General features: G+C 71.8%; 23 protein-coding genes and 1 pseudogene. 15 read left to right on the top strand and 9 right to left on the bottom strand.

The genetic code is table 11. The annotated features are described in order from the left end of the window. The first annotated feature begins 256 nt into the window (after positions 1-256). The 4 genes and pseudogenes from Sm713_RS39115 to Sm713_RS39100 all read left to right on the top strand — a co-directional run bounded on the left by Sm713_RS39115 (position 257) and on the right by Sm713_RS39100 (position 3,538). Complete coding sequence (locus tag Sm713_RS39115) at positions 257-679, top strand: hypothetical protein (protein ID WP_212914668.1); 423 nt, start codon at positions 257-259, stop codon at positions 677-679. A gap of 279 nt (positions 680-958) precedes the next feature. Continuing rightward, positions 959-1,816: pseudogene (locus Sm713_RS39110) on the top strand (ThuA domain-containing protein); the annotation flags it as partial. A gap of 222 nt (positions 1,817-2,038) precedes the next feature. Beyond that, a complete protein-coding gene (gene htpX / locus Sm713_RS39105) occupies positions 2,039-2,953 on the top strand; it encodes a zinc metalloprotease HtpX (protein WP_212914666.1) in 915 nt (304 codons plus the stop codon). A 6-nt stretch (positions 2,954-2,959) separates the two neighbouring features. Further along, entirely contained in the window at positions 2,960-3,538 is a 579-nt protein-coding gene (locus Sm713_RS39100) for a hypothetical protein (protein WP_212914665.1), read from the top strand. A gap of 33 nt (positions 3,539-3,571) precedes the next feature. On the opposite strand, the gene def is transcribed toward Sm713_RS39100, so the two are convergent. After that, on the bottom strand, positions 3,572-4,186 hold the full coding sequence (gene def / locus Sm713_RS39095) for a peptide deformylase (RefSeq protein ID WP_249417134.1): 615 nt from the start codon (positions 4,184-4,186) through the stop codon (positions 3,572-3,574). Positions 4,187-4,487: 301 nt separating this feature from the next. Between def and Sm713_RS39090 the strand changes: the two genes are divergently transcribed. Then, positions 4,488-4,964 (top strand): helix-turn-helix domain-containing protein, encoded by a 477-nt coding sequence (locus Sm713_RS39090; RefSeq protein WP_249417133.1) that lies wholly within the window; start codon positions 4,488-4,490, stop codon positions 4,962-4,964. A gap of 133 nt (positions 4,965-5,097) precedes the next feature. Here the strand turns inward: Sm713_RS39090 and Sm713_RS39085 are convergent, their stop codons facing one another. Together Sm713_RS39085 and Sm713_RS39080 are read right to left on the bottom strand one after the other, a co-directional pair. Further along, positions 5,098-5,472, bottom strand: a complete 375-nt coding sequence (locus Sm713_RS39085) for a toxin Doc (RefSeq protein ID WP_212914662.1) — start codon at positions 5,470-5,472, stop codon at positions 5,098-5,100. Further along, entirely contained in the window at positions 5,472-5,714 is a 243-nt protein-coding gene (locus tag Sm713_RS39080; protein WP_212914661.1) for a hypothetical protein, read from the bottom strand. Before Sm713_RS39080 ends, Sm713_RS39085 begins: the two co-directional genes overlap by 1 nt. A 118-nt stretch (positions 5,715-5,832) precedes the next feature. Between Sm713_RS39080 and Sm713_RS39075 the strand changes: the two genes are divergently transcribed. Beyond that, complete coding sequence (locus tag Sm713_RS39075; protein ID WP_212914660.1) at positions 5,833-6,864, top strand: zinc-binding alcohol dehydrogenase family protein; 1,032 nt, start codon at positions 5,833-5,835, stop codon at positions 6,862-6,864. A 134-nt stretch (positions 6,865-6,998) separates the two neighbouring features. Here the strand turns inward: Sm713_RS39075 and Sm713_RS39070 are convergent, their stop codons facing one another. Together Sm713_RS39070 and Sm713_RS39065 are read right to left on the bottom strand one after the other, a co-directional pair. Beyond that, on the bottom strand, positions 6,999-7,457 hold the full coding sequence (locus tag Sm713_RS39070) for a VOC family protein (protein WP_212914659.1): 459 nt from the start codon (positions 7,455-7,457) through the stop codon (positions 6,999-7,001). Continuing rightward, a complete protein-coding gene (locus Sm713_RS39065) occupies positions 7,454-8,359 on the bottom strand; it encodes a helix-turn-helix domain-containing protein (RefSeq protein WP_249416963.1) in 906 nt (301 codons plus the stop codon). The genes Sm713_RS39070 and Sm713_RS39065 overlap by 4 nt, the downstream gene beginning before the upstream one ends. Before the next feature lie 166 nt (positions 8,360-8,525). On the opposite strand from Sm713_RS39065, the gene Sm713_RS39060 reads away from it, so the two are divergent. The 7 genes from Sm713_RS39060 to Sm713_RS39030 all read left to right on the top strand — a co-directional run bounded on the left by Sm713_RS39060 (position 8,526) and on the right by Sm713_RS39030 (position 14,669). Further along, positions 8,526-8,981: a MarR family winged helix-turn-helix transcriptional regulator gene (locus Sm713_RS39060; RefSeq protein ID WP_212914658.1), complete on the top strand. Its 456-nt coding sequence runs from the start codon at positions 8,526-8,528 to the stop codon at positions 8,979-8,981. A gap of 20 nt (positions 8,982-9,001) precedes the next feature. Continuing rightward, positions 9,002-10,090 (top strand): ATP-binding cassette domain-containing protein, encoded by a 1,089-nt coding sequence (locus Sm713_RS39055; protein ID WP_374196146.1) that lies wholly within the window; start codon positions 9,002-9,004, stop codon positions 10,088-10,090. After that, the gene (locus Sm713_RS39050) at positions 10,050-10,916 is read left to right on the top strand and encodes an ABC transporter permease (RefSeq protein ID WP_212914657.1); all 867 of its coding nucleotides are present in this window, start codon (positions 10,050-10,052) and stop codon (positions 10,914-10,916) included. The genes Sm713_RS39055 and Sm713_RS39050 overlap by 41 nt, the downstream gene beginning before the upstream one ends. A 301-nt stretch (positions 10,917-11,217) precedes the next feature. Further along, a complete protein-coding gene (locus Sm713_RS39045; protein ID WP_212914656.1) occupies positions 11,218-12,114 on the top strand; it encodes an MEDS domain-containing protein in 897 nt (298 codons plus the stop codon). A 114-nt stretch (positions 12,115-12,228) separates the two neighbouring features. Next, entirely contained in the window at positions 12,229-12,729 is a 501-nt protein-coding gene (locus tag Sm713_RS39040) for a DinB family protein (protein WP_212914655.1), read from the top strand. A gap of 549 nt (positions 12,730-13,278) precedes the next feature. After that, positions 13,279-13,794, top strand: a complete 516-nt coding sequence (locus Sm713_RS39035) for a lytic polysaccharide monooxygenase auxiliary activity family 9 protein (protein ID WP_212914654.1) — start codon at positions 13,279-13,281, stop codon at positions 13,792-13,794. A 155-nt stretch (positions 13,795-13,949) separates the two neighbouring features. Then, positions 13,950-14,669, top strand: coding sequence for a chitinase (locus tag Sm713_RS39030; protein WP_374196145.1), 720 nt, complete (start codon positions 13,950-13,952; stop codon positions 14,667-14,669). A gap of 211 nt (positions 14,670-14,880) precedes the next feature. Here Sm713_RS39030 and Sm713_RS39025 read toward each other — a convergent pair whose 3' ends face one another. After that, entirely contained in the window at positions 14,881-15,849 is a 969-nt protein-coding gene (locus tag Sm713_RS39025) for a nitronate monooxygenase family protein (RefSeq protein WP_212914652.1), read from the bottom strand. A gap of 164 nt (positions 15,850-16,013) precedes the next feature. On the opposite strand from Sm713_RS39025, the gene Sm713_RS39020 reads away from it, so the two are divergent. Both Sm713_RS39020 and Sm713_RS39015 read left to right on the top strand, forming a co-directional pair. After that, on the top strand, positions 16,014-16,820 hold the full coding sequence (locus tag Sm713_RS39020) for an arylamine N-acetyltransferase (protein WP_212914651.1): 807 nt from the start codon (positions 16,014-16,016) through the stop codon (positions 16,818-16,820). Between the two features lie 350 nt (positions 16,821-17,170). Next, a complete protein-coding gene (locus Sm713_RS39015; protein WP_212914650.1) occupies positions 17,171-17,878 on the top strand; it encodes a hypothetical protein in 708 nt (235 codons plus the stop codon). A 70-nt stretch (positions 17,879-17,948) separates the two neighbouring features. On the opposite strand, the gene Sm713_RS39010 is transcribed toward Sm713_RS39015, so the two are convergent. From Sm713_RS39010 to Sm713_RS39000, 3 genes are all read right to left on the bottom strand, one after another. Continuing rightward, complete coding sequence (locus tag Sm713_RS39010) at positions 17,949-19,424, bottom strand: 3-hydroxybutyrate oligomer hydrolase family protein (RefSeq protein ID WP_212914649.1); 1,476 nt, start codon at positions 19,422-19,424, stop codon at positions 17,949-17,951. A 338-nt stretch (positions 19,425-19,762) separates the two neighbouring features. Continuing rightward, entirely contained in the window at positions 19,763-20,986 is a 1,224-nt protein-coding gene (locus Sm713_RS39005) for an IS4 family transposase (RefSeq protein ID WP_212908174.1), read from the bottom strand. A 175-nt stretch (positions 20,987-21,161) separates the two neighbouring features. Next, positions 21,162-22,886, bottom strand: a complete 1,725-nt coding sequence (locus Sm713_RS39000; RefSeq protein WP_212914648.1) for a coagulation factor 5/8 type domain-containing protein — start codon at positions 22,884-22,886, stop codon at positions 21,162-21,164. Positions 22,887-23,084 lie beyond the last annotated feature (198 nt).

The following is a 23,084-nucleotide window of genomic DNA, read 5'->3' as shown; positions in this document are numbered from 1 at the left end:
TTCGGCCCGCTTCTCGACTTCCCCGGACAATGATCGGTTTTCCATACCGCGACACGCTCGGCGCTTACCACGAGCCGGGAACTGGCAAGAGGCACCTTCCGGCCAGTCGGCCCTACCGCCACCGCGGCATGGTCCGGTTGGCCGGAAGTTCCTGGTGACAAAGCCTCCGGAAATCGATATTCGTCGTCTGATCACACCTTGTTGTGCGGATGTAACGCTCCGCACATCTTTGGCTGGCGATATAACGGGGGTTGCCGTGCACGACGAGATCCTGTGCCAGGTCACCGCATACGGGGTCTGCGGCGGCCGGCGCGTCGGCGTCCCGCTCGGCACCTACCGCGCCCCCACGCTGCCGCTGGCACTGTGGTGGCTGCGGGACCGTGCGGCCTGGATAGCCGATCGGCTCGATCCGAACCCGGACGACCCCTTCTTCCCGGTGGCGGCTCTCGCTCCGGTGGCGGACACCGTACCGGATGTCCCGAGCGAGTTACGCGCCTGGTGCTTCGATCCGGTGCACCAGGAAACCGTCGCGGAGGAACTCGCCGCCGGACACCTGATGCGATTCGCGACGCGGGACGACACGACGGAGTACGAACTGCTGGCGGAGTCCGTGGACGCCATGCGGATGCACCGCGCCATGCCCCTGCTCATGGCCGGCTGCCCCACCGGCACGGACTGAGAACCGCCGCCACCTCGGCCGACGCTCCCGGACGGCACTCGGCGGGCGCTCCGCGCCGCTTCGGGCCACCCGCCACCCGGACACCCGGAGCGTGGGCGGCCGCACCCATCCGGGCACTCTGGTCCGTACCAGAGTCTTGACATGAACATTGTTCACTTCTTGAATCGTGGAGGGCCACTCCCGGCCCGCCTCCCCCCACCCCATCGCACCGCCCGTACCTCCCCCACCCCCCACATCCACGGACGAGCCCTCGCCGGCTTGTCACGGGGAAGGACCCCCATGAGCAAGACCAACCCCGGCGTGCGCCGACTCGGCCTCAGGCTCCTCGTGCTGCTCGCGGTGCTGCTCGGCCTCGCCGTCGTGCCGGCCTCCGCGCAGAGCGGGGCCGGCGCCGCCCCGTTCAAGGTGCTGGCCTTCTACAACGGCACCTACGACGCCGCCCACATCGCCTTCGTCAAGGAAGCGAACGAGTGGTTCCCGAAGGCGGGCGCCGACCACGGCTTCACGTACACCGCCACGAACAACTGGGACATGCTCGCCGACAGCTCCGCCCTCGCGCAGTACCAGGTGGTGCTCTTCCTCGACGACGCCCCGCAGACGCAGGCCGAGCGCTCCGGCTTCGAGTCCTACATGTCGGGCGGCGGCGCCTGGATGGGCTTCCACGTGTCCGCCTTCACCACCGACGCGGGAAGCTGGCCCTGGTACTACGACCAGTTCCTCGGCAGCGGCAACTTCGTCTCCAACACCTGGGGCCCCACCACGGCCACCCTGCGTACCGAGGACCCCGGCCACCCGGCCACGGCCCACCTGCCCGCCACGTTCACCTCGTCGGTCAGCGAGTGGTACAGCTGGAGCAACGACCTCCGCGAGAACCCGGACATCGACATCCTGGCCTCCGTGGACCCGGTCAGCTTCCCGCTGGGCACCGACCCGAACCAGTCCTGGTACGACGGCTACTACCCGATCCTGTGGACGAACACGAAGTACAAGATGCTGTACGCGAACTTCGGCCACGACGCCATGGACTACGACACGAACACCCCGCTGTCGTCGACGTTCGACAGCGAGACCCAGAACACCTTCCTGCTCGACGGCCTCACCTGGCTGGGGACGGGGGCGGCCCCCGCCACGCGTCCCTGACCCCGCCTTCTCCGTCACCCACCGTGGCCGGACACCGCCCCACAGCGGTGTCCGGCCACGGGCACATCGGGGCCACTCGACATCCTTTGCTACCGCTGTGCAGGACTTAACCTGGTATTGACCCGCTATGGCGGACTATGGAGATAACGCGACCGGGCTGCGGCGCACCGTCTGCAATGCAGTCGGGCCTGGACCTGCTCTTCAACTGGAGTGATGGGAATGCACAGCCGTTTCCAGCCCGACAGGCGGTTGACCGCCCGAATGCTGGTGACACTCTTCCTGCTCGGCCTGCTGTACGTGGCGTTCGTGGCCGCGCTCGTCGTCCTGCTCAAGTCCGTGATCCTCGTGGTCGTGATCGCGGCCGTGGTGCTCTGGGCCCAGTACTGGTTCTCCGACAAGATCGCCCTCTACGCCATGCACGGCCGGGTCGTCTCCCGCGAGGAGGCACCGCACCTGCACGGCATCGTCGACCGCCTGTGCGCGGCCGCCGACATGCCCAAACCCGAGGTGGCCATCGCCACCACGGACATGCCCAACGCGTTCGCGACGGGACGCAACCCCAATCACGCCGTGCTCTGCGTGACCTCCGGCCTCCAGCGACGCCTGACGCCCGAGGAGCTGGAGGGCGTACTCGCCCACGAGCTGTCGCACGTGGCGCACCGCGACGTGGCGGTGATCACCGTGGCCTCGTTCCTGGGCGTGATCGCCGGGCTCGTGGTGCGGTTCGCCTTCTACTCGGAGCTCTTCGGCCGCGGCAGGCGCGACCAGAACACCATCGCCCTGCTCGCGATGGTGGTCGGCGTGTCGATCGCCGTGTACGCGATCAGTTTCATGCTGATCAGGGCCCTGTCGCGGTACCGCGAGCTGGCCGCGGACCGGGCCGGTGCGATGCTCACCGGACGGCCCTCGGCGCTGGCCTCCGCCCTGACCAAGGTCACCGGAGACATCGCTCGGATCCCCACCAAGGACCTGCGCACAGCGAAGGCGTTCAACGCCTTCTACTTCACGCCGGCCCTCGGCACGATCCCCGGCTTCAAGCAGCTCTTCTCGACGCACCCGAGCCTGGAGCAGCGGCTCGACCAGCTGGCCAGGATCTCGGCCCAGCTCGGCCCTGCCCCCGACACCCGGAGCTGAGTGCGAATGGGCTTTCTGGACACCCTCTTCGGGCGCAGCCGTCCGGCTGCGCCCGACCTGGACCAGCTGTTCGCACTGCCCTCGGCGGCGGTCACCCTGGAGGCCGCCGCCTCCTTCACCCCGACCGGGGTGGGTTCGGTGTGCTTCTCCAGCGTGGAGGGCTCCGAGTTCACGCAGGTCCACGACGGCGTGCGCGAGCTGCTGGACGCGGACAGCGAGCGCAGCGGCCCGCCGATCGCCTTCGAACGGGACGGCTACGGATACTCGTGGCTGATCTCCCGCCGGTCCCCCGAGGACCTGCCGGCCCTGGTCAGCGATCTGCACGCGGTCAACTCCGCGCTGTACGACTCGGGCTTCGGGCCGCAGTTGCTCTGCTCTCTCGCGGGCTTCCGTGACTCCGAGGGGCGGGGCCTGGCGCTGGTGTACCTCTACAAGCGCGGCTCGTTCTACCCGTTCGCGCCACTGCCCGGCGAGCGGCGCGACAACACCCTGGAGCTCCAGATCCGGGCGACCCTCGCCAACGATCTGCGCATCGAGTCCGACCTGACCCGCTGGTTCCCGCTCTGGGGGGCGCCGGGGCTGTAACGCGCGGACCCGGCGCCTGCGGGCGTACCAGCCTCACTTCCCGAGCTCGCCGGCCCGCGCGGCGCGCCGGGCGAAGACCCCGTCCCGGAGGTCTGCCATCTCGCGCAGCGCCGACGCACGCTCCCGGCGGGCGAGCCGGTCGAGGTAGAGGCGTCCGAGCAGGTGGTCCGCCTCGTGCTGGAGGCAGCGCGCGAAGTAGCCCTGCCCCTCGATCACCAGCTCCCTGCCGTCCTTGTCGACGCCGCGGGCGACGGCGTGGTCCGGCCGGGGCACCACCCGGTACGGGCCCGGCACCGACAGGCACCCCTCGGCTTCCTCGGCGAGGCTCCGCCGCGCGGCCGGCAGGTCGTCGAGCACCGGGTTGGCGAGGTGCCCCACGTGCCGGACGCCCCACTCGTCGGTGCAGTCCCAGACGAAGAGGGCGAGGTCCACGCCCACCTGGTTGGCCGCGAGCCCCGCCCCCTCGCACACGTGCAGGGTGGCGAACATGTCGTCGACCAGCCGGCCGAGCTCCGGGGAGCCGATGTCCGCGACCTCGCGGCAGGCCCGGTGCAGGACGTCCTCCCCCACCACGGTGACCCGGCGCACCGCGCCCCTGGCGGCCTCGGGAACCGTGCGGGGGTACGCGTCCACCGACTCTCCCTGCACGCGCACCCTGCGGTCCCGCCGACCCCCGCCATCCCCCGTGCCCCTGCCGCCGAACCCGACCGCCATGACCTCTCCTCACCCCTTCGACCGCCTCCCGGCGCGGCCCTGTCACGCTCCGGCGCGACGGGCGGCGAGCGGGTCCTCCACCTCACCGAGCGGTAGCTTGCAAAGTGCTTTGCAAAGTATCAGACTCCTCCGTGTGACCGAGGAGAGCCAGCAGGACAGCGCGCCGTCGCCGGAGACGGGCGGCCCCCGGCGGGGCGCCCCGGGCCGGGCTCCCCAGCCGCTGCCCGATAATCCGGTGCGCGTCGCGCTGCTCGACCTGCTCGCCGAGACCGGTACGGTGACGGCCACCGCCGCGGCCGCGCGCCTCGGGTACAGCTCGGGCCTGTGCTCGTTCCATCTGCGCCAGCTCGCCCGGCACGGCCTGGTCGAGGAGGCGCCGCACCGGGGCGGCAGGTCCCGGCCCTGGCGGCTGCGGTGGGACGCGCCGGACCGGCCCGGCAGGGCGGCACGGGAGTTCACGACGCTGGCCAGGGATCTGGAGGACGAGAGCCACCAGCGCTGGCTGGACCGGCGCGAGCGGCTGCCGGTCGAGTGGCAGGAGGACCACTCATTCTCCGCCGTCGTCCACCTCTCCCCCGCCGAGCTGGCCGACGTCGCGGCCAGGGTGCGGGAGCTGCTGGCCACCTACCGGGAGCGGGACAGGAACCCGGCAGCCCGGCCCGCGGACGCGGTGGCGGTGGCCGCCGTCACCCGGCTCTTCCCGCTGCTGTGACGGGCCACGGGCGCGGGGCGCGGCGGTGAGCCGGCCGTGGGGCGCCAGGCGGTGCGACGCACCGTCCCGCTCCGGCCGCTGTCCCGCGCGCAACACCTGCGAGGCGCGGGGGGCCGCGCTGTATCCGGCGCCGCTATATCCGCCACTTGCGGAGCTGCTCGGCGGCCGAGTAGACGTCCGCGTCGCCGTCGCGCACCCTGCGCACCAGGCTGGAGAGCGCTCCGTAGGGCGGATCGATGCCCTCGCCCGACTGGCCCATGTACTGCGCGGCGACCAGCGCGGCGTAGAGGGAGTTGAGGTGGGGCAGCGGATCCAGGCGCACGATGGCGTGCAGGAGCGCCGCCGCGCGCCACGCCGAGTCCGGGTCGGAGGCGGCGAGCGTCGGCATCTTGGTCTTGTGGCGGGCGACCGCCGCCACCAGGGCCGAGTAGTCGGCGACGGAGACATCCTCGGGCATGGCACGCTCCTGGACGTCCAGGAGCCATGACACGTCGATGTAGAGGGCCATCAGGCGACCGCGGCTCCCCGGTCACGACGCCGGGAAGGTGGCAGCTCGTCGGGGAACGCCTCGTCGAACTCGGCGCTCAGCTTCTCGCCCCAGGCGAGCGCGCCCGCCACGAACTGCTTCCGCTGGTGCTCCCGCACCCCGAGATCGTGCAGATACTGCTTCAGGCTCTTCCCCTCGGCGGCTGCCGCCGCACGGACCCCCTCAAGCTCCTCATCGGTGAACGACACATTAAGGGATGGCATGCTCCTCACGGTACCAATCAGGTGCCACACAGGGGAACGACCCTCCCCTCCCCACGCGATTCACCGGAACAGGGCAGGTGACGCGGGACTCGCGGGCGCGCTGTCGTAGCGTGCCCGCATGACCTCACACAGCACCGCGCCCGACCTGCCCACCACCGCACACGCCATCGCCTCGCTCTCGGCGGGGCCCGTCGACGCGGACACGTCCTTCGTCCCGGTCGACATCGCCCTGCCGGCGCCGGGCCCCCACGACCTGCTCGTGCGGGTCCAGGCGGTGTCCGTCAACCCGGTCGACACCAAGGTGCGCTCCTCTTTCGGGCCCACCGAGGCCCCCAAGGTGCTCGGGTTCGACGCGTCCGGGGTGGTGGTGGCGACCGGTTCGGCGGTCGTAGCGTTCTCCGTGGGTGACGAGGTGTACTACGCGGGCTCCGTCGGCCGTTCCGGTGCCAACACGGACTACCACCTCGTCGACGAGCGCATCACCGGGCACAAGCCCGCCTCCCTGGACTTCGCGGCGGCGGCCGCGGCGCCGCTGACCACGATCACCGCCTGGGAGTCGCTGTTCGAGCGGATGGCCCTGCGCAGGGACAGCACCGGCACCCTGCTGGTGATGGCGGGGGCAGGCGGCGTCGGCTCCATGGCGATCCAGCTCGCCCGGCAGCTCACGGACGTCACCGTGGTCGCCACCGCGTCACGCGGCGAGTCCGTCGCGTGGGCGGAGTCGCTGGGCGCCCACCATGTGGTGAACCACCACCACCTCCGCGACGAGCTGCGCAAGACGGTGCCCGGCGGCGTGAACCACATCCTGTCGCCGTTCTCCAAGGGCAACGTCCAGACGTACGCGGACCTCATGTCCGTGCACGGCCAGGTCGTCGCGATCGACGAGCCGCCGAGCCTGGACATCCTGCCGCTGAAGTCCAAGAGCCAGACGTGGCACTGGGAGCTGATGTTCACGCGCCCGCTGTTCGACCCGGAGAGCACGGCCCAGCGCGAGATCCTCGACGAGGCGGCCCGGCTGTTCGACGCGGGCATTCTCAAGTCCACCCTCACCAAGAAGCTCACGGGGATCACGGCGGACACGTTGCGCGAGGCCCATCGGGCGGTGGAGGGGTCCGGCATGATCGGCAAGGTGGTGATCGCGGCGGAGTGACCTTCTCCGCGGCGCGGTGCGTCCCCTCATCCTCCGCGGCGCGGTGTAAACCCTCCTCGGGCCGGTGGCTCTCCGCGGGCCTCGTGGCGGGCCGTCGCGCGGGTCTCCGCGCCCCTCTCCGACACCCGGGCCGCTCAAGCGGGCGGCACGCGGGGCTCGCCCCGGTACGTGCCGAAGGACCACTTGTTGCCCTCGGGGTCGGCGATGGCGAACTCGCGGCTGCCGTAGGGCTGGTCCTCGATCTCGCGGAGGATCCGCACGCCGGCGGCGGAGAGCCGCTCGTACAGCTCGTCCACCCGGTCGGTGACGACATACGCGCCGAGGGTGCCCGGCTCCAGGCACCAGGCGGTGGTGTCGCCGCGGTACGAGCCGAGCATGATCCCGCCGCCCTCCGGCCAGTCGAGCTGGGCGTGGGCGATCAGGTCGCCGTCCTCGTACACCGCGGTGCGCAGGAAGCCGACGGTGCCGACCAGGAAGTCGATCAGGGCCGGGGCGTCGTGCGCCTGGAGGGTGGGCCAGACGCTCGCCGGGCGCAGGGGACCCTGCGCGGACTGTGTGGTCTGAGTGGTCTGTGTGGTCTCGATGTCGTTCATGTCTCCCACTCTTCGCCGTACCGCTGCCCGCCGGCTTGGATATTCCGGCACTCCTCTGCGAGCCAGCGGGTGGGGCTGACACCGGTGTACTGGCGGAAGTCGCGCACCAGGTGGGAGTGGTCGTAGTAACCGCAGTCGGCGGCGACGCGCGCGAGGTCCTGCGGGGCCCCGGCGGCCACGGCCCTGGCGAGGGCGCTGCGCGCGTGCTGGAAGCGCATCAGCCGGGCCGCCTGCTTGGGGCTCACGCCCGTCTCGGCGCGGAAGACGGCCGTGAGGCGGCGCGGGCTGAGCGCGACGTGGCGGGCCAGGCCGTCGAGCGTTCCGGCTCCGCGGCGCCGAACGAGCCAGCGCCACGCCTCGGCCACCTCGGGCCGCACGGCGGGGGCGGACTCGGCGCCGGCGAGGCGCCGCCGGAGGTACCCGGCCAGGATCGCGAAGCGCGCGTCCCATCCGATCTGCTCGCACAGACGCTCGTGGACCTCCGCGGCGGCCGGCCCGAGCACCTGCGCACCCGAGGTGATGAGGTCGGCGGACAGCGCCGCGGCGGGCAGGCCCAGCAGGCGCCGGGCCGCGAGCGGATGCAGGGCGAGCTGGATGCCTGCCTGCCGCTCGGGCTGCACCACGTACGCGGGGCTCTGGTGAAGGCCGCCGAGCATGATGTCCTGGCGCTCGGCCGCGGGCCCCAGCGCCTCTTCGGGGGTGCTGCCGCCGACCACGGGGCCGTCCAGCGAGAAGATCAACGTCAGATAGGGCGACGGCAGCCCTCGGTGCAGTGAGGGCGCCAGGCCCGTGGAGCGGTAGCCCACCGCGGAGACCACCGCCGAGGCCGGCCCCGCCGCGCCCCGGACGAACTCGTACTCGCCGGTCTCCTGAGGGCGTCCGGCATCCGATGCGTCCGTCACGCCACTCCTCCCGCCGCGATGCCGTTGCCGCCGGCGTGGGAAACGCACCCCACACCGGCGCAGCCTGGAGCCCCTGCCGTCATTATGCGACGGGTGGTCGCGGCGGCGGGAGCGCTCGGCGGATCTCCGGTAGCCAATAGCTCTTTGTCAGAGCTAATCTTTCCGGGTGCCCTCAGAAGACTTCGCGGACGCGCTGTCGGACGCGCTGGCCGGGATCCAGCGGCTGATCCGGCGGCGGCTGCGCGGCTCCATGGCCGAGCCCCGGCTGCGCGGCGCGCAGGTGGAACTGCTGCGGCTCGTCGTCGCCCGGCCCGGCATCCGGGTGTCCGCGGCGGCCAAGGAGCTGTATCTCGCGGGCAATTCGGTCTCCACCCTGGTCAACCAGCTCAGCCAGGCGGGCTACCTGACCCGGGAGACCGACCCCGAGGACCGCCGCTCGGCGCTGCTGCGGCCCACCGCGGCGGCCGAGTCACGGCTGCGGGACTGGCAGGCGCGGCGCAGCGCGCTGGTGCGGGAGCAGGTGGCGCGGCTGGACGAGGCCGACCGTGCCGCCATCGCCGCCGCCGTCCCCGCGCTGCGCAGGCTCGCACAGAGCCTGCACGAGGAAGTGGAGGGCCCATGACCGACACACCGGAGAGGCACATGCAGAACCGGGGCGACACGCCGGACGAGGCCGGATCCGGGGCGCTCCCCGGCAAGGGCCCGGGACGTCCCGCCGGCCCTGGCGCCCCGCCCACCACACCCGTCCCGTCCGGCACGCCGGAAGGGCCGGCGGACGCGAACGCACCCTCGGGCGCGGATGCCGGCGGTGCCGCGGCAGGCGGGGGCGCCGCCGGTTCCCGCGGCGACACGCCGGGCACCGGTCGCGGCGCGGCGAGCCCAGGCCGCGACACGCCCGCCGGCGGGGAACCGGACGCCGTCAGCTGCACCCGCCTGGAGTACGCCTTCGGCGACACGAAGGCCGTCGACGGCCTGGACCTGGCGGTCGGCGCGGGCGAGGTCTTCGGCCTCCTCGGGCCGAACGGCGCCGGCAAGACCACCGCCATCCGCTGCCTCACCACGCTGCTGCCGGTGCCGTCCGGCACCGTGCGCATCTTCGGGCACGACGCCTCCCGGGAGCGTATGGCGGTGCGCCGCCTGCTCGGCTACGTGCCGCAGCAGCTCTCGGCCGACTCGGGCCTCACCGGCCGGGAGAACGTGGCGCTCTTCGCGAGGGTCTTCGACGTCCCACGCCGCGAGCGTGCCGACCGGGTCAGCCAGGCGCTGGCCGCCGTCGACCTGTCGGACGCCGCCGACCGGCTGGCCAAGACCTACTCGGGCGGCATGATCCGCCGCCTGGAGCTCGCCCAGGCACTGGTGAGCGCGCCGCGCCTGCTGATACTCGACGAGCCCACCATCGGGCTCGACCCGATCGCCCGCACCAGCGTGTGGGAGCACATCAACGCCGTACGGGCCGCCACCGGCATGACCGTGCTGGTGACCACGCACTACATGGACGAGGCCGACCAGTACTGCGACCGGCTGGCGCTGATGCACCGGGGCCGGATCCGCGCGCTCGGCACCCCCGGCGAGCTCAGGTCCGATCTGCGCAGCCGCTGGGCGAGCAGCGGGACCCCCACGAACCCGACGCTGGAGGACGTCTTCAGGGACGTCGCCGGCAGCGGCCTCGACGAGTCAGGAGACTTCCGCGATGTCCGACGCACCCGCCGCACCGCCTCGCGCGTCGGCTGACCCGAGGACCGGGGCGGACCGGTCGCTCGACCTGCTGGTGGACCCGCCCGTGGCACGCGCCGGGTGGCGGGTGCTGCCCGCACGGGTCGCCGCGATGTGCGCGGTCGAGCTGCAGAAGCTGCGGCACGACCGCACCGAGCTGTACACCCGCGCCATCCAGCCCGCCCTCTGGCTGCTGATCTTCGGTGAGACCTTCACCCGCATCCGGGCGATACCCACCGGGAACGTCCCGTACCTCGACTACCTGGCGCCCGGTATCATCGCCCAGTCCGCGATGTTCATCGCGATCTTCTACGGGATCATGATCATCTGGGAGCGGGACGCCGGGATCCTCACCAAGCTGCTGGTGACGCCCACCCCCAGGTCCGCGCTGATCACCGGCAAGGCGTTCGCGGCCGGCGTGAAGGCGCTCATCCAGGCAGTGGTGGTGGTCGTCATCGCCGCCCTGCTGGGCGTCGCGCTGACATGGAACCCGCTGAAGCTGCTCGGCGTGGCGGTCGCGGTGATCCTGGGCTCCGCGTTCTTCTCCTGCCTGTCGATGTCCATCGCGGGGATCGTGCTCACCCGGGACCGGCTGATGGGCATCGGGCAGGCCATCACCATGCCGCTGTTCTTCGGCTCCAACGCCCTGTACCCGGTGGCCGTCATGCCGGGGTGGCTCCAGACCATCAGCAAGATCAACCCCTTGAGCTACCAGGTCGACGCGCTGCGCGGGCTGCTCCTGGGCACGCCCTCGCACCTGGGTCTGGACTACGCGGTCCTGGTGTTCGCGGCGCTGCTGGGCATCACCGCGGCCTCCTCGCTGCTGCCACGGCTCGCCCGTTGACGCGGGTGCCGATCCGCGCGTTACGCGGACCGGCGCCGCCCGTCGGCGCCTGGCTCGGGCGCACCGCCGCTACCGGTCACCGCGGTACGTCCTGCGTCCGGAGTTGACCGAACTCGCCTACCCCGGACATCACACCCAACCGGTTCGTTTACGGTGTCGACCTCTCCTTGCCAAAGCCCCGAGACGTACACGGCCGAGGCCCTACCCTCACACCTGGGGGCGGCACGGCTAGGCGGCACGAAGAGAGCGGTGGAGCGTGGTCGTTGGACAGCGGCATACCGGAACCCTTGCGGTGCAGCAGATGCGTCCCGGAGACCACGCCTTCCTCTGCTACGGCGCGGCGGACGGCAGCGGCGCGCCGGCGCCGTCGGGAGCCGAAACGGCACGGTCCGGGCGTCCGGGCGGCTCGGAGACGGACGGCTGGGACGTGCTGTCGGCCTTCATCTGGTCCGGACTGGCCCGCGGCGAGAAGGTGCTCGTACTGCCCCCGCCGGGGCTGCGGGAGCCGATGGTGTGGGGCCGCCTCCAGCAGGCTCCGGGGCTGCTGCTCGCCACCGGCCGCACCTCGGGCCAGCTCAGCCTGACCAGCATGCGGAGCCTGCTGGGCACCGGCGGGGACTTCACCGCCGAGCGCCAGTGGCGGTCCCTGCGGGAGCAGACCGAGAGGGCCCACGACGAGGGGTACTCGGGTCTGCGCTGCTACATCGACATGGGGTGGGTCGCCGAGCTGGACACCCGCATAGACGTGGTCCTGGACTGGGAGCGGCGCGCCGGGCACCTGTTCGCCGACGGCTTCTACAGCGAGATCTGCGCGTACCACCGGGCGGACTTCCCCACCGACGTCCTCGACACCCTCTGCGCGGCCCACCCGTGCAACCTCCTGCCCGGTCTCGGCCAGCTCCGCGCCCTGCACGGCACCGGCAGCCTGCGCCTGGTCGGTGAGGCGGACATGGCCACCCGCGGGCTCTTCCGGCAGGCCCTCATCACCGCCCTGTCGGGCGCCACCGGATCGGCGCCCCTGACCGTCGACCTCACCGGACTGACGTTCCTCGGCAGCGAGTGCGCCGCCGACCTGGTCGAGGCACTGGGCCGGGGAACCGGAGGACACACCGTCAGGGCGCGTTGCACGTCACGTGACGCGGCCCTGCTGTTCCGCCTGGGCGCGGGCAGCGCCCACGTGGACACGGTCCCCCGCTGACGACGTGTGCCGGCCCAGGGTGCCGGAGCGGAAATAATTCACGGGGCGCGGTGGCCTTTGCGGGATAAGGTCCCGGGGACCCACACCACAGGCCGGAGGAGCGTGCAGAGCGGTATGGAACGGATCGGGCCACCGGCGATCGGCGGGGAGCGCGAGATGCTCCGCGCGTTCCTGGACTTCCACCGCGCGACGCTCGCCATGAAGTGCGAGGGCCTCGGCGACGAGGAGCTGCGCCGGCAGTCGATGCCGCCGTCCACACTCTGCCTGCTCGGTCTGGTGCGGCACATGGCCGAGGTGGAGCGCACCTGGTTCCGCCGGGTGGTGGCGGGCGAGGACATCCCTCTGGTCTGGTCCGACGAGGGCGACTTCCAGGCGGCGTACGACGCACGGGAGGCCACCGGTGCCGAGGCCTTCGCCGCCTGGCGGGAAGAGGTCGAGAAGGCACGCGCGATCGAGGCCGCGGCGGACTCCCTCGACAAGGTCGCGTACAACGCGCGGTGGGGCGAGGACGTCTCCCTGCGGATGGTGATGCTGCACCTCATCCACGAGTACGCGCGGCACAACGGCCATGCCGACCTCCTCCGCGAGGCCATCGACGGCACCGTCGGGGTCTGAGAGGGGCCGCGGGCGCGGTTCGAGGCTCGGTGCCCCCGAGGTTCCAGGGTCCCGGGGCTCCGGGGTCCCGAGCCGGCCCCGAGGTCCGCCGCATGCTCACGGACGCCAACCGACGGAGCCCACGCCCGCCTCGGCCGTGGTCTGATTCCGGTCGTTTCCGGCGGCTGATAATGAGCGGAGGGCGGCAGAGGCAGCCCTCCGATCCCCCGCCGGGTACCGCTTTCGCCGCTCCGCCGTGCCCCATCCGCATCTCCCACCGCGCGTACTTCTCCCTGCTCAACGACCCCGCGCAGGGGCCCGCAACGGCCCGTCAGCGCCCCGTTCGGCGTTTCTCCGCGGTCTATTGACGCGTACGCGTCCAGCTGTATGGTCTAGTCCAAGCAGCAGGACCTGCTCCGCCCCGCACGTGTATCCGCGGGGGCGGTTCATGGGTTTGTGCCGCCGTCCCTTCGCGCCTCTTGGCCCCACAACTCGAGAGGGCGACCCGCCGCGGATGCCCTGGTTCCGCACTCCCATTCGCGCGGGAAGACCTGATGTGAAGGAGTACGCATGCACGCAAAGAGAAAGGTGGCTGCCCTCGTAGGCGCCGCGCTCGCCCCGGTCATCGCAGTGAGCCTTCCCGCGGGCTCCGCGAGTGCGCACGGTTACATCTCCGAGCCGCCCAGCCGGCAGGCACAGTGTGCCGCGGGTGTGGTGAGCTGCGGTGACATCAAGTACGAACCGCAGAGCGTCGAAGGCCCCAAGGGCCTGACGAGCTGCAGTGCGGGTATCTCGCGGTTCTCCGACCTCGACGACAACAACAAGGGTTGGATCGTCACCAACGTCGGATCCTCGACCACCTTCAAGTGGACGTACACCGCACGGCACGCGACGAGCAACTGGCAGTACTACGTCGGTGGCCAGAAGATCGCCGAGTTCGCCGGCAACAACCAGCAACCCGGCCAGACCACCTCCCACCAGGTGAACTTCGGCAGCCTGCGCGGCCACCAGAAGGTGCTTGCGGTGTGGAACATCGGTGACACCTCCAACGCCTTCTACTCCTGCGTCGACGTGAACATCGGCTGAGACGTCCCCCTGCGCTCCACCACCGGGCACCGCGTCCGGCACCGCCGGCACGGTGCCCGGTGCACGCACACGCACGTCCGCACCACCCAACCCCCCACACGCACAGCGCCGCCCGCTCCGGGCGGCAGGCAGGAGTGACCATCGTGCGAAAGCGCATGATCGGACTGCTGACCGCGGTCGCATCCGTGTCCGCGGTGACGCTCTCGGTGCTGACCCTGGCGCCGACGGCCTCCGCTCGCAACGCGTCGGTCAGGGCCGACTTCGTGGTGAGCGAGTCCCAGTTCAACAGCATGTTCCCGAACCGGAACGGCTTCTACACGTACCAGGGCCTGACCGACGCCCTCAGCGCCTACCCGGAGTTCGCGCACGCGGGCAGCGCCACCGTGCAGAAGCAGGAAGCCGCCGCGTTCCTGGCCAACGTCGGCCACGAGACCGGCGGCCTCGTCTACGTGGTCGAGCAGAACACGGCCAACTACCCCCACTACTGCGACACGTCGCAGCCCTACGGCTGCCCCGCGGGCAACGACAAGTACTACGGGCGCGGTCCGATCCAGCTCAGCTGGAACTTCAACTACAAGGCCGCGGGTGACGCGCTCGGCATCGACCTGCTGGACAACCCCGACCTGGTGCAGAACGACGCGGCGGTGTCCTGGAAGACCGGGCTGTGGTACTGGAACACCCAGACCGGCCCCGGGACGATGACCCCGCACAACGCCATGGTGAACGGCGCCGGCTTCGGGGAGACCATCCGCAGCATCAACGGCAGCCTGGAGTGCAACGGCGCGAACCCCGGCCAGGTCCAGGACCGCATCAACAACTACACCAAGTTCGCGCAGATCCTGGGCGTCGAGCCCGGCGGCAACCTCAGCTGCTGAGCGGGCACACGCGTCGGGCCCGTGCGGGTCCCACCGTGTGACCCCGCCGCGAAGGGCCGTGGGAACCGCAAGGGTCCCCGGCCCTTCGCGCGGTGCCCACGCGGACGCCGCCGCCGTACGGGTGTGCACCGCGGCGCCCGCGCAGGGCACGGATGCGGGCGCGAACGGGACGCAGGCGTCGGCGGTGTTGGTCCCCGCACCGGCACCGCCGTCAGGCCGCCGTGAGCGCGCGCCGCGCCGCGGTGAGCGCCTCGGCCGCCTCCGCGGACACCTGCGCGACGATGTCGGTAGCGGAGTCGATGTCGTTGATCAGGTCCAGGGCCTCGCCCGCCCAGACCGGCACGGCCGGGATCTCGCCGCGTGCGACGGCCGTCCGGTACTCCGCCCGTGCGGCGGTGTCACCGGCGAGCTCGCCCTCCCGGTCGCGCCAGCGGTCCAGGAAGGCGTTGCGGAGGGTCCGTGCGGTGTACCGCGCGGGCCACCGGGCGCCGCGCGCGATGTCCAGCACCCGGCTGCGCTCGGTGTCCTCGCTGCCGCCCTCGACCAGCGCCTTGAGGACCTCCGCCGGCACCAATGCCTCCCGGCTGGCCTGGAAGCGGGTGCCCATCAGTGCCCCGGCCGCCCCCAGACACAGCGCGGCGGCCACCCCGCGGCCGTCCGCGATGCCGCCGGCCGCCAGAACCGGTGTCGCCCCGGCCGCGTCGACGACCGCGGGCACGAACGGCAGCACCGACCGGCCGCCACCGTGCCCACCGGCCTCCGTGCCCTGCGCCACGAGCACGTCCGCGCCCGCGTCGAGCGCCTGCTCCGCCTCGGCCAGAGTGGTGACCTGCACGATCAGCGGCACTCCGGCGTCGCGCACGGGCGCGGCGAGCGGCTTCGGATCGCCGAAGGACAGCATCACCGCGGACGGCCGGAAGGCAAGGGCCCGGACGACGGCGTCCACATCGTCGGCCCAGCTGAGGAAGCCCACGCCCCAGGGCCGGGTGGTCTCCGCGGTGACCAGGGAGAGTTCGCGCTCCAGCCAGTCGGGCTCGCTGCCGCCGCCACCCACCATCCCGAGGCCCCCACCGCGGGACACCGCGGTCGCCAGCACGCCGCCCGCGCTGCCGCCCATCGGTGCGGACACCACCGGACACTCGATCCCGAACAACTCCGTCAACGCCGTCTGCCATGCCATGGCCCCATCATCACCCGCGCCGCGCGGACCTGGACTTCAGGGCCCGCCCCCCGCACCACATCGCCGTCTCCCGCTCACACCGCCGCCCCGCGTCGCGGTGCCGGGCGGCGGCGTCCGTACCGGATCCATGGCCGTCGGCGCCCCGCGCCCCGCACACTTGCCCCATGGACGCCGCACAGACCGACGAGTACCTGCGCCGTATCGGAGTGGAGCGCCCCCCGGCCCCCACCGCGCAGGCGCTGCGCACCCTGCACCTCGCCCACCTGCGCAGCGTGCCCTTCGAGAACCTCTCCATCCACCTGGCAGAGCACATCGAACTCACCGAGGACGCGCTGGTCGACAAGGTGGTCGCCCGGCGCCGCGGCGGGTTCTGCTACGAACTCAACGGCGCGTTCGGAGCGCTGCTGGGATCCCTGGGGTTCGAGGTGACGACGCTCCAGGCGCGGGTGCACGGCGAGGGCGGCCGGCTCGGCATTCCCTACGACCACATGGCCCTGCGGGTGGCCACCGCCGGCGGCGGGGAGTGGATCGCGGACGTGGGGTTCGGCACCAACAGCCACCTGCCCCTGGACCTGGGCGCTCTCGGCACCGAGCAGCACGACCCCGGCGGCACCTTCGTGCTCACCCGGACCGGGGAGGGCGACCTCGACGTGTCCCGGGACGGCACACCGCAGTACCTGATGGAGCAGCGCCCCCGCGTGCTGGCCGACTTCACCGCGGGAGCCTGGTACCACCGCACCTCGCCCGACTCGCACTTCACCCGCTCGCTCGTGTGCTCGATGCTCACCCGAGACGGCCGGATCACCCTGAGCGGCAGGCAACTCACCCGCACCGCGGACGGGCAGCGCGGGACGGTCGAGCTGACCTCGGAAGCCGAGGTGCTGGACGCCTACCGGACGCACTTCGGCATCGTCCTCGACCGCGCCCCCGAGATGGCGACGACACTCCGTCAGACGGGCACGGCCGGCTGACGCCTGAGGTCGTCCGAGGCCGGAGGGCCAAGGCCGGAAGGCCGTCCGAGACCGGAGGGTTGAGGCCGGAGGGCTGAAGCCGGAGGCGTCCGACGGGCACACCGCACGACACCGTCGGCGGGGGCGGTAAAGCCCCGGCCGTGGCCGCTCCTTCACCCTCAGGTCAAGGGTGAGGCACCACTCTTTAGGTGCAACATGAACCACTCGTTGGTGGTGTCTTCCCCGGCAGAATGGCCGCACACGCGTGTCCCGCGCAGTACGAGAGATCTGACGGTGTCGGTACCACTCGCCCGATGTGGGTAGCATCCGGCACCACACACGTACACGCGATTCGAGAGAGCGGGGACTCCATGCCGGACAATGCTTCGGACCACACCAACCTCAAAACCCAGTACGCCGCCCAGGTGACCGCGGACCTGGAGAGCAACGCCAGGGAGCAGGAACGTATCGCTTCGGAGATCGGCACCCTGCAGAGCAAACTGGGTGAACTGGAGCGTGATCACGCCCTCCTACTCAGCATGCAGCAGGCACTCGCGACGGACCCCCCGGGGACGGTTCCCGGCACCCTCACGAGTGACACCGCGACCGCGGGCGCCCCCTCCCGGGCCCGCCTGCCCCGGGCCCGCAAGCCCCGTGACGGCGCGGAGGAGAAGGGCCCGAAGGGCGGCCGTGGCACGAAGTCGGCCAAGCAGGGCGCGGGCGGCAGGTCCGGCCGGGGGGCGAAGGCCGCGGCCGACGGCGGCAAGGAGCGCTCGGGCCGCAGGAGCAGGAGGGGGGCGGGCACGCCCACCCTGCGCGAGGTGGTCAGCTCCCTGCTCTCCGGACACGGCCAGCCCCGCTCGGCCGCGGAGGTCACCACCGCCCTCTCCGAGCAGCACCCCGAGCGCGAGGTCAGCCCCACGGTGGTGCGCAACACCCTTGAGGCACTGGTCGCCAAGGGCCAGGCGCACCGCTCGAAGCAGCAGAAGTCGGTGTTCTACTCGTCCGTCGAGCCGGCGGGCGGTACGGCGTCCACGGCCGACGGGGACACGGCGTCCGGCGGGGCCGCGGGCGCCTGAGCCGGCCGGTCCGCCCCGGCGGCGCACCGGGGCGAGCACGGCCGCGTGGCACGGGACCGGCGGTCCGCGGTCACCCGGTGGTGAGCGGGCAGTCGGTCACCAGCCGCTCCGGATCCGCGTGCCGGGGCATGGGCACGGTGTGGCCGGCCGGTGGCCGCCGCCCGTCGTCGAGCCATGACTCCAGCGCCCGGAACGCACTGCGGTGGCAGGGCGTCAGCGGCCTCAACCGGTCGGGGAACGTGTCGAAGAGCCCGTCCACATGGGAGCCCCCGGCGACGCGGTAGTAGCGGAAGAGTCCGTCGCGCCCCGCCTCATGGACCATCCGTGCGTAGGTGTCACCGGTGCGGCTGATCGGCAGCAGCACGTCGTAGGTGCCCTGGAGGCTGATCAGCGGCTTGCCGATACGGCCGGTCAGGGCGGTCTTCGCCACCGCCCGCCGCACCTCGGCGGGGCGTGCCGCGTAGTCGTAGTCGGTGTCGCAGCCCGGTCCGCTGCCGGGTGCGCAGAAGGGGGTGCCGGCCTGCTGTGCGCCGTCGTAGCCGGGGTCCAGCTCCTCGCGGTAGGTGCGCTGGGTCAGGTCCCAGTAGGTCTGGTAGTAGAACGGCCAGAGGAACTCGGATCCCGCGGGGAAGCCTGCGGCGAGCATCGCGCGGTGTGCGCCGGCGGCGTCCGGGCCGCCGGCCGCGTAGCCGGGGTAGGCGCGCAGGGCCGGCGGCAGGAAGGTGAGCAGGTTCGGGCCGCCGGTGCGCCACAGCGTGCCCTCCCAGTCGACGCCGCCGTCGTACAGCTCAGGATGGTTCTCCAGCTGCCAGCGGACCAGGTAGCCGCCGTTCGACAGTCCGGTCACCAGGGTGCGGCGCAGCGGTCGGTGGTAGCGCTCCTGCGTCACCGCGCCGGCGGCCCTGGTGAGTTGGGTGACCCGTGCGTTCCACTCCGCGATCGCGTCGCCCGGGGTGTCCCCGTCGCGGTAGAAGGCGGCGCCGGTGTTGCCCTTGTCGGTGGCGGCGAACGCGTAGCCGCGTGCCAGTACCCAGTCGCCGATGGCCCGGTCGTTCGCGTACTGGGCGCGGGTGCCCGGCGCACCGCTGACGACGAGTCCGCCGTTCCAGTGGTCGGGCAGCCGGATGACGAACTGCGCGTCGTGGTCCCAGCCGTGGTGGGTGTTGGTGGCCGAGGTGTCGGGGAAGTAGCCGTCGATCTGGACGCCGGGAACCGCGTCCGGCACCGGCAGGCCCGCCGGGGTGAGTCCGGCCCAGTCGGCCTCGACGGTGTGGCCCGAGGCGACGGTGCCGCGCGTGGTCAGGTCGTCCAGGCAGGCGCTCTGGGCGCGTTCGGCGGCCGGCACGTGGAGCGGCGCGCCCGCCCCGCAGTGCGCGGCCGGCCCGGGCTGAGCGGGGCCCGCGGGTGCCGGCGACGCCGCGGTGACGGCCAGCAGGGCGACCGCTCCCAGGGTCGCCGCGGCGCCCGGGCGCAGGGCACGGGCGCGGCGCGGGCGGTTCGGGCGGGCGAGGCCGGGGGCCTCGGCTCTCCTCGGTACGGCGTTCATGGGCAACCTCCGGAGCCGGTGGGCGCGGTGGGGCGCGCGGCGTACGCGTGGGGAGGTTACGGGCGCCCTCCGCCGCGGGGGCACGGGTGCGCGGTACACAGCGGCCGCGGCGGAAGTGGTGTCCGGCACCGTAGGCCGGACGTGGGCCGGAGTCAGGCACCCTAGGCCCAATGCCGGTGACTTAGGTTCTGTTCCGCCGAGTGATGGTGACGGTGTCTGGTGCGGGTGGTGTCTGGTGGTGGTGCTCGGCCCGTTTGAGTCGCCAGTTGGACATCTTGCGTTTGATCACTCGGGGGCAGGCCCGGTGGCGGCGTGGGGGCAGCAGGCGTTCGGCGATCTCAGCCAGGGTGCGGGTCAGCGCCCGGGCGAGTCTGCCGGGGGGAAAACGCCGCCTGGGCTGGGACCTGGCGGCGCACGATCCGCAGGGAGCGTGTGAAGGAGAGCCGGTCGGGATCAAGACCGTGGCCGGTGGCGGCCCGGTGTATCAGCTGCCGGATGGCGTGATGCACCAGGAGGAAGCCGTAGATCTCCTGCTCCACGCCCCACGGGTACTTCGAGCGTAGGACGAGCTTCGGGCCGCGCTGGTGGGTTTTGATCTCGTCCAGTGTGGTCTCGATCTCCCACCGCTGGGTGTAAAGCGCGGCCAGGTCCTTCGCCGGTGCCTGTTCAGGGTCGAGCACGGTGGTCAGCAGGCGGTAGACGGTGGCATCGCCGGTGCGGGCAAGGGTGTACTCGATCACCCGGACCACCACCGGGTTGCGGCGGCTCCTGCGGTCCGGCTCGGCATGGATCGTGCTGAGGTAGGAGCCGTCGGCCAGCACCTGCACCACGGGCAGGGCCGCGCTTTTACGCATCCGCCACAGCAGGTCCGCGCCCGTGGCCCGGGCGGCCTGCCACAACTCGAAGCCGTAAAAGCCCCGGTCGGCCAGCAGTAGCATCCCCGCCCGCAGCTCGCCGAACAGTTGCCGGGACAGCACCGGCTCGCTCACCGACAGCGGCCCGATGGCCGCGCCGAACACCGCGTGCGTCCCGCACTCAGCCAGCGCCACTACCCTGGCCTGCGGGAATGCACCCGTCCCCCGCCCCGAACCCGGGCGGCCGAAGAAGCTGTCATTGTCCGCGGTGTCCGCCAGGTCCAGGGTCGTGCCGTCCACCGCCACCAGGCGCCACCGCCGATACCAGGCACCCGCCGTCTGCGGCACCGCCACCGGACAGCACACCCGCGCGAACAGCATCTTCAACGGCTGCACGCCCAGGCGCCGACGCGCCCGCCCGATCGCGGCAGTCGTCGGTACCCGCCAGGACCGCTTCCGGTCCCCCAGCCCCTCGCCCAGCAGCCGCGCGACCTCTTCATACGGCTGCCCGAAGAACAGACACATCGCCAGCACGAAGTACACGACCACGCGGGCCGGCAGCAGCCGATTGCGCTGCTCGCCCCGCCCGGCCTCCGCGATCACCTCATCCACCAGCTCCGGCGGAAACGAACGCGTCAACACCCCGATCGCGATCCGGTCCGACAACCGCTCACCCACAGACGACTTGACCTGCCCCACCCTCGCCACACCACAACCAACGAGCCCAGGACACCTAAGTCACCGGCATTGACCCTAGGCCCGGGATCCTTGGGGTGGACCGGTGCCGTGGAGCGGACGTGCGCGGGCGCCACGGCCTGGGCCGTGGCGCCCGCGGTCTCACGGTGTGCCGGGACGCTGGGGTCCGGCCGGGTGCGGGGACGGTCTACGGATACGACGTCACGTTGGAGGGCACGGTGCTGGTTCCGGAGGTGGCCGATCCCGTGTTGTTGATGACGTGGTTGTACTGGCCCATCCCGCCGAGCGAGATCACCAGGATGTCGTGGAACTTCACGTTCGCCTTGTTCGGCGACTCGAAGCCGTGGTCCTGCACGATCGAGGGGTCGGCGGTGTAGTTGCAGTAACTGCCCATGCCCCAGGCCTCGTGCGTGTTGACGGAGTCGGCCACCTTGTAGGCGGCGAACCCCTTGGTGTTCCCGTTCTGGACCGCGGCCTGGTTGGGGGCGTCGTACGCCTTCTCGTTCTGGAAGAAGATCGTCCTGCCGCGCTCGCCGTTCCACTGCACGTCGTACTTGTTGAAGTGCTCGACGAACAGGCCGGTGGCGAGGACGTCGTCGCCGTTGACCACCAGGCCGTAGTCGGACCGGTTGGTGTCCCAGCCGACGCCGCTGCCGTGGTCGGCGCGCCACAGCCAGGTGTGGTCGATGAGGGTGTCGTCGCTGTTGACCGTCATCGCGGTCGTCACACGACCCTGACCCGCACCGCCCACCCGGGCGAACACGTCCTGCACCGACGTCGGGTTGGCCGAGTGGTCGGCCGACGAGTTCGGCGGACCGACCTCCAGGAGCTGGGACGAGTTGGTGCTGCCCGCGTCCAGCAGGAAGCCGGCCAGCTTGACGCCGTCCACGTCCGCGACCTTCATCGCGGTCACGCCGTTGTCGGGCTTGATCGTGGCGTAGCCGAGGCCGAGCACCACGGTGTTGGCGCGGTTGACGTTGATCGTCTGGTCGACGTGGTAGATGCCCGGCGTGAACAGCAGGTTCAGCCCCTGCGCCAGCGCGGCGTTGATGGTGGCCGCGGAGTCGCCGGGGTGGGCGACGTAGAACTGGTCCAGTGGGATGGAGCTGCCCGCGGGGTTGCCGTTCGCCCAGCTCACGCCCTGTGCGTTGGTGCGCTTGGCGGGCACGAACACCTTGTAGGTGCTGCCGTCCAGGTAGAGGAACGGCTTCTCGCGGGAGATCGGCGTGGTCCCGAGGGTGGTGTACGGCGGGTTGGGGAAGCTCTGCCCCGGAGCGCCCTGCACGCCGGAGAAGACCATGTTCCACACGCCGTTGACCCAGCCCCCGACGGAGCTGTCGCGGGTATACCACTGCTGCTGCGAGTAGGGGCCCACGGAACCGTCGATCTTGCTGTCCGCGATGTAGCCGCCGCTCGCCCAGCCGTAGCCGTTCGGGGCGAGGTTCAGCCCGCCGAGGACGTGCATCCGGCGGAACGGCGCGGCCTGGGCGACCGCCCAGCGGTCCGTGCCGTTCACGGGCCTCAGGGCGAGGTTCTCGGCGCTGCGCCAGAAGTTCTGCGTCGCGTTGCCGTTGAACCAGCCCGCGTCCACCGTCACATCGCCGTTGATCGTGGTCGAGTCCGGGGACAGGCCGAGGCCGGAGACGGAGGTGTAGAAGCCGAGCTGGGCGTTGAGGCCGTTGTAGGTGCCCGGCTTGAACAGGATCTGGTAGCGGCCGTCACCGAACTGGGCCGACTCCTGCTTCTTGAAGATGCTGTCCAGGGTGCCCTGGATGTTGGGCGTCGAGGGGTCGAACACGATGACGTTCGGCCCCAGGTCGCCACCGCCGGCCAGCACGGCCGCCTGTGCGGACCCCGGGGTGAGCGCCGGCACCAGGGCGAGCGCCGCCGCGGTCAGGACCGAGCCGATCATGGCCGCCGACCTGGTGCGGCGGTGGGACGTCCGAGGTGCTCTGCCCGGTCGCGCCGGGCCCTGTGGGGGAGAAAGCATGTCGGAGAACTCCTGGAGTAGTTGAGTGCGGGGTGCCGCCTCGACCCGGAGAGAGCGCTCTCAGTCGGCAGATGGATCCTTGACCCCGGCGGCGTGCCGCGTCAAGAGTCGTGCACACAA

This window comes from Streptomyces sp. TS71-3, from assembly GCF_018327685.1.
In the GTDB taxonomy this organism is placed as follows: Bacteria; Actinomycetota; Actinomycetes; order Streptomycetales; family Streptomycetaceae; genus Streptomyces.
This window is presented reverse-complemented; position numbering and strand designations above follow the sequence as displayed.

Bases quoted from the DNA above. Each gene is read 5' to 3' on its own strand.
- Sm713_RS39070 (WP_212914659.1), bottom strand. From the start codon at position 7,457: ATGAACGACATCGAGACCACACAGACCACTCAGACCACACAGTCCGCG.
- Sm713_RS39050 (WP_212914657.1), top strand. From the start codon at position 10,050: ATGTCCGACGCACCCGCCGCACCGCCTCGCGCGTCGGCTGACCCGAGG.
- Sm713_RS39075 (WP_212914660.1), top strand. From the start codon at position 5,833: ATGACCTCACACAGCACCGCGCCCGACCTGCCCACCACCGCACACGCC.
- Sm713_RS39045 (WP_212914656.1), top strand. From the start codon at position 11,218: ATGCGTCCCGGAGACCACGCCTTCCTCTGCTACGGCGCGGCGGACGGC.
- Sm713_RS39100 (WP_212914665.1), top strand. From the start codon at position 2,960: ATGGGCTTTCTGGACACCCTCTTCGGGCGCAGCCGTCCGGCTGCGCCC.
- Sm713_RS39035 (WP_212914654.1), top strand. From the start codon at position 13,279: ATGCACGCAAAGAGAAAGGTGGCTGCCCTCGTAGGCGCCGCGCTCGCC.
- Sm713_RS39080 (WP_212914661.1), bottom strand. From the start codon at position 5,714: ATGCCATCCCTTAATGTGTCGTTCACCGATGAGGAGCTTGAGGGGGTC.
- Sm713_RS39015 (WP_212914650.1), top strand. From the start codon at position 17,171: ATGCCGGACAATGCTTCGGACCACACCAACCTCAAAACCCAGTACGCC.
- Sm713_RS39020 (WP_212914651.1), top strand. From the start codon at position 16,014: ATGGACGCCGCACAGACCGACGAGTACCTGCGCCGTATCGGAGTGGAG.
- Sm713_RS39040 (WP_212914655.1), top strand. From the start codon at position 12,229: ATGGAACGGATCGGGCCACCGGCGATCGGCGGGGAGCGCGAGATGCTC.
- Sm713_RS39025 (WP_212914652.1), bottom strand. From the start codon at position 15,849: ATGGCATGGCAGACGGCGTTGACGGAGTTGTTCGGGATCGAGTGTCCG.
- htpX (WP_212914666.1), top strand. From the start codon at position 2,039: ATGCACAGCCGTTTCCAGCCCGACAGGCGGTTGACCGCCCGAATGCTG.
- Sm713_RS39085 (WP_212914662.1), bottom strand. From the start codon at position 5,472: ATGGCCCTCTACATCGACGTGTCATGGCTCCTGGACGTCCAGGAGCGT.
- Sm713_RS39030 (WP_374196145.1), top strand. From the start codon at position 13,950: ATGATCGGACTGCTGACCGCGGTCGCATCCGTGTCCGCGGTGACGCTC.
- Sm713_RS39055 (WP_374196146.1), top strand. From the start codon at position 9,002: ATGCAGAACCGGGGCGACACGCCGGACGAGGCCGGATCCGGGGCGCTC.
- Sm713_RS39010 (WP_212914649.1), bottom strand. From the start codon at position 19,424: ATGAACGCCGTACCGAGGAGAGCCGAGGCCCCCGGCCTCGCCCGCCCG.
- Sm713_RS39000 (WP_212914648.1), bottom strand. From the start codon at position 22,886: ATGATCGGCTCGGTCCTGACCGCGGCGGCGCTCGCCCTGGTGCCGGCG.